We start from the raw sequence: 11,924 nt of genomic DNA on the forward strand, positions 1-11,924 counted from the left end.
GACTCTGGAGGGGCAGAGAACCGGCGGCGGGGGCTGCCGGTTCTCACTTCGCCGCAAGGTCGGCGAACAATGGTCCGGGAAGGGTCGGACCTCAGAACTCTGGCGGGAACGCAATGCTGACGCCACCGCTTCGGCTGCAAACAATGTCACCAGCGCGGATGCCGTTGAAAGCGGCCTTGCGGGCCTGCGCAGGATCGCTCGGGCTCGTTTTCGCGTATAGCTGCAGCTATAATCTTCTTCTCCTCGCGCCTTCGATCTATCTGCTTCAGATCTATGATCGGGTCCTGTCGAGTCGCAGCGGCGCTACGCTCCTGATGCTGACGTTGATCGTTGCGTTTACCGTCGTGGTTGGCGGCGTGCTTGACGCACTGCGCCGCGCTGCATTGGGCCGGATGGGCGAGTGGCTTGAAGAAGAACTCCATCCGGCAGCGCTCTCCGCGTGCTTCAAATACGCCTATGAGGCCGATCGGGCGCGGGCGTCGGAAGCCTATCGCGATCTTACGACCTTGCGTCAGTTCGCACAGTCTGGAGCATGCTCTACGCTGCTTGACGCGCTCTGGACGCCGCTTTTCCTCGGCGTTCTCTTCCTCGTGCATCCCTTGCTGGGCGTAATCGGCACACTCAGCGCGTTGGTCCTGCTCGCTCTAGGGCTTGCCGGAGACCGGCTCACGCAAGGCCCGCTGGCGCGATCGGCTGCTGCGCTGACGAGGAGTCACGGATGGTTCGGAACGGCCGTCGGAAACCTCCAAATGATCAGAGCCATGGGGATGCTCGACGGCGCCACACGCCTGATCCGTCAGGCTGCGCAGGATGCTCGGAGCGAGCAAGAGATGGCGCAGCGCCGCCACGAAACCATCATGCTGATCTCCAAACCCGTGCGGGCGCTGACGCAGGTCGTGATCATGGGCACTGCCGCCTGGCTCGTTCTCGAGCAGGACAGAAATCCCGCCATCATCTTTGCCGCGAGTATGCTGTTCGGACGCGCGCTCCCGCCCATTGAAGGGGCGATTGCGGGCTGGAAGGCGTTCGAGATGGCTCTCGCCGCCTACCGCCGGCTCAATGACATCATGTCCGCAGTCACCCCGGCTGCAAGCGTCAGGACTCTCCCGGACAGGCCGAAGGGCGACCTCATCGTCAACAATGTCGGCGCCGTTCTGCCGGGATCGAACCATCTGTTCGTGAAGGGCGTGTCGTTTCGCCTCGCGCCAGGTGAATGTCTTGGCATCATCGGTCCATCGGGCTCCGGCAAATCCACGCTCGGCAAGATCATCGCTGGAATCTCGGCTCCAGCGGCAGGTTCGGTGCTGCTCGATGGCATCGACATTTCAGCCGTGCGCGATTTTGGCGGCGGGCGGCGGCTTGGATATCTGCCGCAGGATATCGAACTCTTCGGAGAAACCGCAAAGGACATCATTGCACGGCTGGACGATGCCGATTTGCAGAAGGTCATTGAAGCAGCAAAGCTGGCCGGCATTCACGAGACGCTCATCCGGCTGCCGCAGTCGTACGACACGGTCGTCGTTGGCGGAGGCGCCAATCTGCCGCGCGGGTTTCGCCAGCGCCTTGGCCTTGCACGGGCGTTCTTTGGCGACCCGCACCTCGTGGTCCTCGACGAGCCTAACTCCAGCCTCGACGCGCTCGGCGAGCGCATGCTGTTCGACGCTATTGAATGGATGAAGGCCACCAATACGACTGTCATCATCATCACTCACCGGATCGGGATTCTCGGCGCAACGGACAAGATTGCCATCATGCAGGACGGTGCTGTCAGCGCATTCGGCGACAGCAGGGAAATTTTCGAGAGGTGCCTGGCCCGTCCCCAGGTCGCCACACAACCCGTGCCCGGTCGTTCCGACCAGAAATGCGAAGGCGGCGTCGGCGCCTGGCCGCGGCCGAGCTTGCCATGATCCGCGGCAAATATCCTCACCATCGCTTTGCCTGAGGGGAATGGGATCTCATGAGAATTTCATTCGCTCACCTCTACATCCGGGCGGTTCAACGGTGGGTGAGAGCGGCGGCGCCAGCGTTCTGCGACAGGCTTGGCGGTGTCACCTCGATCCGTATCTGGCATTTCCAGGGTCTCCTGGCCCGAAGAGGGCGGGATCGTCTGAAAGCTGCAATCGCTCACGCCGAGATCTGGCAGGTCCCGCGGTGGTTGAGATCGGCGCCGCCGGCGCTCCGCGACCGGCTTCGCGGCATCACCTGGACAGGAAACGTGCTGGCTTTCGGCTTTGTCGTTGGTCTCGGTACCTGGTCAACCTATGCTCCCCTCGAGAGCGCCGCGATTGCTGTCGGCACCGTCGAATCCGAGTCGAGCCGCAAGACGATTCAGCACCTTGAAGGTGGCATCATCAGGGAGATTCTGGTCGCGGACGGCGACGTTGTCCGCGCCGGACAGACGCTGATCTCGCTGGAAGACACCAAGGCTCGCGCCGAAGCCCAGAGTCTGCAAGGCCAGTTGTGGGAAGCGGTGGCACGAGAGGCGCGGCTGCAGGCGGAACAGCAGGGCGACTGGCGGGTGTCATTCCCGCCCAGATTGGAGACGGCGCAGAATGCCAGTCCGTCGGTCGCGGATGTGCTTGCGGGCCAGCAAGCCATTTTCGAAACCCGTCGGCAGGTCTTTCAATCGCAAGCGGCCGTAATTCGGGAAAAAAGGTCGCAGGTAGAAAAAGAGATCGAGGGCCTCAGGGCGCAGGAAAGCGCGGCCTCAAGGCGCATCGAAATCGTCCGCGAAGAAGCGACGACCGTCGCCATGCTCGTTAACAGGGGACTTGAGCGGCGTCCGCGGCTTCTGAACCTTGAGCGGGAGATGGCTGACATCGAGGGGCGGCGGGGTGAGGTTGTCGCGCAGATATCGCGCGCCGGGCAGGTTATCAACGAATCGCAGGCAACTCTTCTCAAACTCGAGAACGATCGCCAGAACGAGATCGCGCAGTCGCTGCGCGAGGTGCAAAACCAGATTTTTCAGATACGCGAACGACTGCAGGCGGCCGACGACCAACTGTCACGAACGGCGGTCAAGGCACCCCAGGATGGCGTGGTAACGGACCTGAGGATTCATACTCCAGGCGGCGTCATTGGCGCCGGCGCACCTCTCATGGATCTGGTTCCTCGGCAGGATCGACTCATCGTGATTGCGCGTGTCAGGCCCGAGGACATCGACGTGGTCCGCCCCGGACTGAGCGCCGACGTGAATCTTCTGCCCTACAACCAGCGCCGCGTACCACGGCTCCAGGGGACTGTGACGCACGTTTCTGCCGACCGTCTGGTCGACAAGCGTACCGATCAGCCCTACTACGCAACGAAGATTCGGGTGCAGGACCCGGCAAGCACCGGGATCGATGGTGTCCAGATTGTTCCGGGAATGCCGGCCCAGGTGTTCATCAAGACGGGCCGCGGCACCGTCGCGCTCTACGCTCTCCGGCCCCTGCTCGACAGCTTCCACGGCGCGTTCCGCGAGGATTGAGCTGCGACCAGAACTGCGAGCTCGGGCAGCTCTCAAGAAGACCGCACGCGTGAGGGCTGCGCATGACCGTTGGCTCGCCGGCTCCAGCGAACGACCGCCTCGGTGCGATTATGCGCGGAGCATTTTCGCATGATACGTTGAATATGCATTTTTACAGTGTTTTCCGAAAGGTTGAGCCTGACGGCAATCAACTTGTTCGGAAGGCCGAGCTGCAACGCCTCCAGCACATGTTGTTCGCGTGGCGTAAGGTCGACCATCGCCTTCTCCGGCACAATCCTGGTGCCGCCGTTATCCTCGTTCGTTACGATTGGTTCGGACGCGTCGGGGCATCCCGATATCGCCTTCGACGCTCCATTTTGCCCAACGATCGGTAACGGTCGGTAGACCCCACCGGCAAGGACCAGGCGTAATCCGGCAATAGCGACTTCGACCGGGATCGATGTCGGAAAGAAGCCACGCACTCCGCGTTGCATCGCAGCCGAAGCCGTCGCATCGTCGTCGCGATTTGACAACACGGCAACGAACGCTTTAGGGCAGGTTTCTGCAAGCAGGGCGAGGCTCGCCTCGATCGAAGGGTCAGTGATCTGCTTGTGCCCGATATTCAGCGCAATCAAGCGGATGTCTCTGCCGGATAGCCAGTTCAGGCCACCAGTCGTTGCCATCTCGACGATCTCGAATCCAGTGAGTTCTCTCTTGAGGATATTGAGGATGCACGTACGCGCCAGGACATGTTGCTCGATGATCACGAGCACCGGCGAGTTTTGTGATACCAAGGCGAGTTCTGCGGGATTAGAAAAATCGTCCATGATGTTCCCGAATTCAGAGATTAGCTGTCACTCCACAAGTTTTGATTTCCATTTTCCATGGAGCAAATCTGCCCCACACACTCTGCAGCGAATTTGCTGCTGATCGCGACGTTGCTTCCGACTTTCGAATTCGTGGAACGTCGTCAGAGGACCTTCTGGTCCGTCGCAACAGATCTTGGCAGCGGTTCTGTCGTTCCAGGCTAACTGCTGCAAATATTGCGATAGGCGCTCGCCGCCGCTGAATTCGCGGGACCATCGACGACGAATGCTTCATCTTCCGTCACGAGATATAGAAACGGCCTATCGCCGGTATCTTCGCCCGACGGCTTTTTACCTTTGACACGGCCGCAAATGGTGTCGACGGACTGCCCGAGCGTATTTTTGCGGATGGCCCGTTTCATCTCACCGAACTCGGCAGACGCCGGCTCCTCCAATTTCGCGGCAATCGTGGTCTTCGCCTTGATAATGACCGGATCGGACGTCGCAGCGGGCCGACCAGATGCCGGAGCTTCGACTTTCGCTTCGACCGTGGTGGACTTCGCCTTTTTCTCAGCGAGTTGAGACTTGTCGCGGACGTGGGCAATCGTCGGCTCTTGCGTCTTCGTCGCGATCGTGGCCTTGACTTTTGTTGTTGCGGAATTGGTTTTGGATGGGGCTGACGCGGGCTCAATCGGCCGGCTGGCCGCCATCCCGTTGAGACAGCCGGACCCACTCGCGTCCGTGCATGCTTCCATGCTTGCTTGCGGCGGTAAGAGGCAGCTACAGCCAACCAGGGTCGCAGCCAGAACACCAATGAGAAGCGTTCTCATGCTAATCCCTCATAAAAGGGGCCTGAGGTCCGCTCGCAATTCTTGCGGCGATCTAAGATGTTGCGCTGGTTGTCTATCATTCGCGCAAAAGTCTTAACTGCTTGTTAAACGCCCATCCTTCGCCGCAGCGCGCTCCAGCATCGTTAATTCCGGAGCAACGCAGTTTCGCGGTGGGTGGGCGTTGCGATGATGGAGAGCGTTGCCGGTCCCAAGAGATAGCTGGGAGCGCCGTCATCGATTCGTATGTCGCATGTCCGCCCCTGGGCCCATAGCCGACCTTGCTCTGCTATCCCCGACATCCGCTTGCCGACGTAAAGCTGTCAGTCCTTCAAAGGGCCAAGGATAGAATCGATGGGGCAAGTCTGCGGGCCGTCTGTTGCGGGTCCTTCGCAACCACCACCAAAAGCTGAACAACATTCAGAAGCTCATCTGTACCGCATCTTCGATGCGACTTCCCTGCAAGCGGAAGTGCGGCGGGTGGCCGCCGTACCGACTCAACCTGATTTCCTCTCGCCCAAACAAAAAAGGCCGCCGAAAACCGGCGGCCTTTCGTGTGTTCGGATGGCGTCGTTATTCCGCCGCCTGCTTCCGCGCCGGCTCGAGCGCGCCGGAATCGTGGATTTCGGCGACCTGGTGATCGCTGAAGCCGAGAACCTGGCGCAGGATCTCGTCGGTGTGTTCGCCGAGCAGCGGGGAGCGGGTCACCTCGCTCGGTGAGTCCGACAGTTTGATCGGGTTGCCGACCGAGATGTACTTGCCGCGGGTCGGATGATCGACCTCGACCACGGTGCCGGTCGCGCGCAGCGACTGATCCTCGATGATCTCCTTCATCGACAGGATCGGGCCGCAGGGGATATCGTCTTTGTTGAGAATTTCCATCGCCTCGAACTTGGTCTTGGTCATCGTCCACTGCTCGATGCGTGCGAAGATCTCGTTGAGGCGCGACAGCCGGGCCGGCGGCTTGGCGTAATCCGGATGGGTCTTCCAGCCGGGTTCGCCGATCACGTCGCAGATCTTCTCCCACACCGGCGCCTGGGTGATGAAGTAGAGATAGGCGTTGGGATCGGTCTCCCAACCCTTGCACTTCAGGATACGGCCGGGCTGGCCGCCGCCGGAATCGTTGCCCGCGCGCGGCACGGCGTCGCCGAACGGAATGCCTTCGCCATACTGGCTGTATTCCTTGAGCGGGCCATGGGCGAGGCGCTGCTGGTCGCGCAGTTTGACGCGCGCAAGATTCAACACGCCGTCCTGCATCGCTGCGGTGACGCGCTGGCCCTTGCCCGAGTGGGTGCGCTGATAGAGCGCGGTGACGATGCCGAGCGCCAGATGCAACCCGGTGCCGCTGTCGCCGATCTGCGCGCCGGTGACGAGCGGCAGCCCGTCGCGGAAGCCGGTGGTCGAGGCGGCGCCGCCGGTGCACTGCGCGACGTTCTCATACACCTTGCAGTCTTCATACGGGCCGGGACCAAAGCCCTTGATCGAGGCCACGATCATCTTCGGGTTGATGCTGTGGATCTTCTCCCAGGGGAAACCCATGCGGTCGAGCACGCCGGGGCCGAAATTTTCCACCAGCACGTCGCAGCTCTTGATCAGCGCGGTGAGGACTTCCTTGCCCTTCGGGTTCTTGGTGTCGAGCGTGATCGAACGCTTGTTGTGGTTCAGCATGGTGAAATACAGGCTGTCCACATTCGGGATGTCCTGCAACTGACCGCGCGTGATGTCGCCGACGCCGGGGCGCTCGACCTTGATCACGTCGGCGCCGAACCAGGCCAGCAATTGCGTGCAGGTCGGGCCCGACTGAACGTGGGTGAAATCGAGAATGCGAACGCCCGTGAGCGCCTTTGTCATCGTCTTTGCTCCGTACTGTGTCTGTACTGCGTGATGCAGGATGAATGGATTGAACTCGGTTATTTCTTTTTCAGAACGCTTTGCGGGTTGAGGTTGCCGATGCGGCCGCTCTCCGAGCCTGCCGCCGGATCGATCACGGCGTTGATCAGCGTCGGCTTGCCGGAATCCATTGCCTCGTTGACGGCACGCTTCAGCTCGTCGGGCGAAGTGGCGTTGATGCCGACGCCGCCGAAGGCTTCCATCATCTTGTCGTAGCGCGAGCCCTTGACGAATACCGTCGTCGCCGGATCGGAACCGCCCGTGTTGACGTCGGTGCCGCGATAGATGCCGTCATTGTTGAAGATGACGATGCAGACCGGAAGCTGGTAGCGGCAGATGGTCTCGATCTCCATGCCGGAAAAGCCGAACGCCGAGTCGCCCTCGACCGCGAGCACGGGCTTGCCGGTTTCGACGGCCGCTGCAATCGAATAGCCCATGCCGATGCCCATCACACCCCAGGTGCCGACGTCGAGCCGCTTGCGCGGCTTGTACATGTCGATGACGCCGCGGGCGAGGTCGAGCGTGTTGGCGCCTTCGTTGACGAGGATGGCGTCCGGCCGTTCCTTGATGATGGTGCGCAGTGCGCCGAGCGCGCCGTGATAGTCCATCGGGGAAGCGTTGCTCATCAACTTCGGCGCCATCTTGGCGACGTTGTCGTCACGCTTCTTGTTGACGGTCGAGACCCAGTCGGCTGGCGCGGCCGGCCAGTTGCCGCCCATGCCCTCGAGCAGAGCGGACACGCAGGAGCCGATATCGCCGACCACGGGGGCCGCGATCTCGACGTTGGAATCCATCTCCTTCGGTTCGATGTCGACCTGGATGAATTTCTTCGGCGCATCGCCCCAGGTCTTGCCTTTGCCGTGCGACAACAGCCAGTTGAGGCGGGCGCCGATCAGCATCACGACGTCGGCGTCCTTCAGCACGGTCGAGCGCGCGGCACCGGCCGACTGCGCATGCGTGTCGGGCAGCAGGCCCTTGGCCATGCTCATCTGCAGAAACGGTGCGCCGGTCTTTTCGACCAAGGCGCGGATCTCGTTGTCGGCCTGCGCGTAAGCTGCGCCCTTGCCGAGAATGATGAGGGGACGCTTTGCGCCCTTGAACACGTCGAGCGCGCGCTTGACCGCCGACGGGCTAGGGATCTGGGCGGGGGCTGCGTCAATCACCTTCACCAGCGACTTCGCGCCCGCGCCGGCGTCCATCACCTGGCCGAAAAGTTTCGCCGGCAGGTCGAGATAGACACCGCCTGGGCGTCCCGACACCGCTGCGCGGATCGCGCGGGCGAGACCGATGCCGATGTCGGCGGCATGCAGCACGCGGAAGGCTGCCTTGCAGAGCGGCTTGGCGATCGCAAGCTGGTCCATCTCTTCATAGTCGCCCTGCTGCAGGTCGACGATCTCGCGCTCGGAGGAACCCGAGATCAGGATCATCGGGAAGCAGTTGGTGGTGGCGTGAGCCAGCGCTGTGAGGCCATTGAGAAAGCCGGGCGCCGAGACCGTGAGGCAGACGCCTGGTTTCTTGGTGAGAAAGCCGGCGATCGAGGCCGCGTAGCCGGCGTTCTGCTCGTGGCGGAACGACAATACACGCATGCCCGCGGCCTGCATCATGCGTCCGAGGTCGGTGATCGGGATGCCCGGCACACCATAGATAGTATTGATGCCGTTGAGCTTGAGCGCGTCGATGACGAGATGAAAGCCATCCGTCAGCTCTTGCTCGGTGCCCGGTGCTTCGGACTTGGTCGCGGTATTCAGCATGGGCTTCATCTCCCTGATCGTTTTGGTTCGGACGATTTTTCGTCGTCTTCTGGTGCGAAGGTTCGTCTAGCTAAAAAGTTCCTGCCCGTGCGCTTCAACGTAGGCGGCAAGGCCCAGCGTGTGGTCCCGCGCGCGCTTCTCGGCGAGTTCGGTGTCGCGTGCTTCCAGCGCTTCGATGATGGCAAGATGCTCGGGCAGCGAGGTCGCGGTGCGGTCCTTCCGCCCGATGGTCAATTGCCGATAGCCGCGCACATGCAGCAGGAGATCGTTGGTCAGATCGACCAAGACCGGCGATTCCGAAAGCGAGATCAGCGCCTGATGGAACGCGATGTTGGCCCTGGAGTATTCCTCGACATGATCCTGCGGCAGCCGGTCCTTGCCAAAGTCCTTGAAGAAATCGCGCAGCGCGGTGATGTCCTTCTTGCGCGCGGTGGTCGTGATCAGGCGTGCTGCCATGCTCTCGAGCGCGGCCCAGGCGCGGATCATGTCGACGATTTCGGTCTTGGTGCGGCGGACCACGACGATGCCGCGACGCGGCACGGTTTTGACGAAACCGTCCTGTTCCAGCATCGCGATGGCTTCGCGAATAGGGGTGCGGCTGACGCCGAGGCGTTCGGACAGCGCGCGCTCATCGAGCATCACCTGCTCGGGTGTCGCATAGATATCCATCTTGAGAATAGCTTCCTTCAAGGCCTCGTAGGCCTTGTTCTTGAAGCTCGTCTCAGGCGCAATCCGGACGATTGCGATATCTGCCTCAGCCATGACAGGCGGCGCCTTGGTTTGTTTACGTGCGGGCACGACTCGTCTCCTCCCTGTTTTGGAGACGTCTTCTTAGCAGAAGAAACACCCGAAGATTTTTGGCATACCAAATACCAGTATGTCAAGATGCCCGTGTTTTCGCTGTTTCCGCGCGATAGTTTGTCTTGACAATCTAATCTCTGGCATACCAAATGCCATAAAACTAGCCCCAGGAGGAAGCCAATGTCAAATTCTGCAGATGCGGCCCGCAAGATCGCCGAGCCCAGCGCCCAAGAGGCTGTCCGCCGGGTGCTCGATACGGTGAAAGCCGAGAAGCGCACCAGCCTCACCGCGCCGGAAGGCAAGGTGGTGTGCGATGCCTATGGCATCCCGGTTCCTAAGGAAGGCGTGGCCAAGTCTGCCGCTGATGCATCCAAGATCGCATCCAGCATGGGCTTCCCGGTGGTGATGAAAATCGTCTCGCCGGATATTCTCCACAAGACCGAAGCCGGCGGCGTCATGGTTGGCGTCAAGACCGCGGCCGATGCCGAGAAGGCCTATGACACCATTCTCGCCAATGCGAAGAAGTATAAGGCCGATGCCAAGATCGAGGGCATCCAGGTCCAGCAGATGCTGGCTGGCGGCACCGAGGTCATTGTCGGCTCGATTACCGACGGCTCGTTCGGCAAGCTGGTGGCATTCGGCCTCGGCGGCGTGCTGGTCGAAGTGCTGAAGGATATTACCTTCCGTCTCGCGCCCGCGACCAAGGACGATGCGCTGTCGATGCTCGACGGCATCCAGGCCCACGACATGCTGAAGGGTGTGCGCGGCGGCGATCCGGTCAGCCGCGATGCGCTGGCGGACGTCATTGTCAAAGTGTCGCAGCTCGTCAGCGACTTCCCCGAAATCGTTGAACTCGACCTCAATCCGGTGTTCGCCACCAAGAAGGACGCGATTGCCGCCGACGTGCGCATCGTCGTCGACTTCGATTACAAGCCGCGTCCGGCGCCGCGCCCGACCGAAGAAATCGTCGCGGCCATGAACCGCATCATGCAGCCGAAGGGCGTTGCCGTGATCGGTGCCTCCGCCGAGGACGGCAAGATCGGCAACTCCGTGATGAAGAACCTGATCAACGGCGGCTACAAGGGCGAGATCTATCCGATCCACCCGAAGGCGGCCGATATTCTCGGCTATAAAGCCTACAAGAGCGTCAAGGACGTGCCGGGCGTGATCGACACCGCGGTGTTCGCGATTCCCGCAAAGTTCGTTGCGGGTGCGCTCGCCGAATGCGGCGAGAAGAAAATTCCCGGTGCCGTGCTGATTCCGTCCGGCTTTGCCGAAGCCGGCGCGCCTGAATTGCAGGCCGAGATCGTCGAGGTCGGCAAGAAGTACAACGTCCGCCTGATGGGTCCGAACATCTACGGCTTCTACTATACATGGTCGAATCTCTGCGCTACCTTCTGCACCGCCTACGACGTCAAGGGCCATGCGGCTTTGTCGTCGCAGTCCGGCGGCATCGGCATGGCGATCATCGGTTTCTCGCGCTCGGCGAAAATGGGTGTTTCGGCGATCGTCGGGCTCGGCAACAAGTCCGACATCGACGAGGACGATCTGCTGGCGTTCTTCGAGCAGGACCCCAACACCAACCTGATCGCCCAGCACTGCGAAGACCTGAAGGACGGCCGGGCGTTTGCGGAAGCCGCCAAGCGGGTCTCCAAGAAGAAGCCGGTGGTGGTACTGAAGGCGGGCCGCACCTCGGCCGGCGCGAAGGCGGCCTCGTCGCATACCGGCGCGCTCGCCGGCAACGACAAGATCTACGAAGACGTCTTCAAGCAGTCGGGCGTGATCCGCGCCCGGTCCTTGCGGCAATTGCTCGAATTCGCACGCGGTATGCCGGTGCTGCCGACGCCGAAGGGCGAGAACGTGCTGATCATCACCGGTGCCGGCGGTTCGGGCGTGCTGCTGTCGGACTCCTGCGTCGACAACGGCCTGTCGCTGATGTCGATGCCGCCGGATCTTGACGCCGCGTTCCGCAAGTTCATCCCGCCGTTCGGCGCGGCCGGAAATCCCGTGGATATCACCGGCGGCGAGCCGCCGATCACCTACATCAACACGGTGAAGCTCGGCCTGTCGGATGAGCGCATCCATTCGCTGATCCTCGGCTACTGGCACACGATCGTCACCCCGCCGATGGTGTTCGCCCGCAACATGGTCGAGGTGAAGAAGGAGATGGAGGCGAAGGGCTTTGTGAAGCCGATCGTCGCCTCGCTCGCCGGCGACGTCGAGGTCGAAGAGGCCGCCGAATATCTCTACCAGAACGGTATCCCGGCCTATGCCTATTCGACCGAACTGCCGGTGGAAGTGCTCGGCGCCAAATACAAGTGGGCGCGCGGCGCGGGCTTGCTCTAAGCTTATCAACAACAAATGCCGCTCCGGAAGCCTCCGGAGCGGCATTTTCTCCAAAGAA

Annotated in this window: 8 protein-coding genes; 3 read left to right on the top strand and 5 right to left on the bottom strand. The window is 61.5% G+C overall.

Translation table 11 applies throughout. The features are described 5' to 3' along the window. Positions 1–113: 113 nt before the first annotated feature. Together LMTR13_RS13065 and LMTR13_RS13070 are read left to right on the top strand one after the other, a co-directional pair. On the top strand, positions 114–1,907 hold the full coding sequence (locus LMTR13_RS13065; protein ID WP_083219021.1) for a type I secretion system permease/ATPase: 1,794 nt from the start codon (positions 114–116) through the stop codon (positions 1,905–1,907). 50 nt (positions 1,908–1,957) lie between these two features. Then, on the top strand, positions 1,958–3,466 hold the full coding sequence (locus tag LMTR13_RS13070; protein WP_083219022.1) for an HlyD family type I secretion periplasmic adaptor subunit: 1,509 nt from the start codon (positions 1,958–1,960) through the stop codon (positions 3,464–3,466). 32 nt (positions 3,467–3,498) lie between these two features. On the opposite strand, the gene LMTR13_RS13075 is transcribed toward LMTR13_RS13070, so the two are convergent. The 5 genes from LMTR13_RS13075 to LMTR13_RS13095 form a co-directional block, all read right to left on the bottom strand. Then, positions 3,499–4,272, bottom strand: a complete 774-nt coding sequence (locus tag LMTR13_RS13075; RefSeq protein ID WP_065728239.1) for a helix-turn-helix transcriptional regulator — start codon at positions 4,270–4,272, stop codon at positions 3,499–3,501. Between the two features lie 200 nt (positions 4,273–4,472). After that, on the bottom strand, positions 4,473–5,081 hold the full coding sequence (locus tag LMTR13_RS42455) for a hypothetical protein (protein WP_236843371.1): 609 nt from the start codon (positions 5,079–5,081) through the stop codon (positions 4,473–4,475). Between the two features lie 570 nt (positions 5,082–5,651). Then, positions 5,652–6,929 carry a formyl-CoA transferase gene (gene frc, locus LMTR13_RS13085; protein ID WP_065728240.1) on the bottom strand — a complete coding sequence of 426 codons (1,278 nt, stop codon included), beginning with the start codon at positions 6,927–6,929 and terminating at the stop codon, positions 5,652–5,654. A gap of 59 nt (positions 6,930–6,988) precedes the next feature. Further along, positions 6,989–8,719: an oxalyl-CoA decarboxylase gene (gene oxc / locus LMTR13_RS13090; protein WP_065732645.1), complete on the bottom strand. Its 1,731-nt coding sequence runs from the start codon at positions 8,717–8,719 to the stop codon at positions 6,989–6,991. 66 nt (positions 8,720–8,785) lie between these two features. Further along, positions 8,786–9,481 (bottom strand): GntR family transcriptional regulator, encoded by a 696-nt coding sequence (locus tag LMTR13_RS13095; RefSeq protein WP_065728241.1) that lies wholly within the window; start codon positions 9,479–9,481, stop codon positions 8,786–8,788. A gap of 219 nt (positions 9,482–9,700) precedes the next feature. Between LMTR13_RS13095 and LMTR13_RS13100 the strand changes: the two genes are divergently transcribed. Beyond that, positions 9,701–11,866, top strand: a complete 2,166-nt coding sequence (locus LMTR13_RS13100; RefSeq protein ID WP_065728242.1) for an acetate--CoA ligase family protein — start codon at positions 9,701–9,703, stop codon at positions 11,864–11,866. Positions 11,867–11,924: the final 58 nt, after the last annotated feature.

Origin of the sequence: Bradyrhizobium icense (genome assembly GCF_001693385.1) — a bacterium.
Taxonomy (GTDB): domain Bacteria; phylum Pseudomonadota; class Alphaproteobacteria; order Rhizobiales; family Xanthobacteraceae; genus Bradyrhizobium; species Bradyrhizobium icense.

Excerpts from the sequence above, each read along its gene's own strand:
- LMTR13_RS13095 (WP_065728241.1), bottom strand. The coding sequence starts at position 9,481 with ATGGCTGAGGCAGATATCGCAATCGTCCGGATTGCGCCTGAGACGAGC.
- LMTR13_RS13065 (WP_083219021.1), top strand. The coding sequence starts at position 114 with ATGCTGACGCCACCGCTTCGGCTGCAAACAATGTCACCAGCGCGGATG.
- frc (WP_065728240.1), bottom strand. The coding sequence starts at position 6,929 with ATGACAAAGGCGCTCACGGGCGTTCGCATTCTCGATTTCACCCACGTT.
- oxc (WP_065732645.1), bottom strand. The coding sequence starts at position 8,719 with ATGCTGAATACCGCGACCAAGTCCGAAGCACCGGGCACCGAGCAAGAG.
- LMTR13_RS42455 (WP_236843371.1), bottom strand. The coding sequence starts at position 5,081 with ATGAGAACGCTTCTCATTGGTGTTCTGGCTGCGACCCTGGTTGGCTGT.
- LMTR13_RS13070 (WP_083219022.1), top strand. The coding sequence starts at position 1,958 with ATGAGAATTTCATTCGCTCACCTCTACATCCGGGCGGTTCAACGGTGG.
- LMTR13_RS13075 (WP_065728239.1), bottom strand. The coding sequence starts at position 4,272 with ATGGACGATTTTTCTAATCCCGCAGAACTCGCCTTGGTATCACAAAAC.
- LMTR13_RS13100 (WP_065728242.1), top strand. The coding sequence starts at position 9,701 with ATGTCAAATTCTGCAGATGCGGCCCGCAAGATCGCCGAGCCCAGCGCC.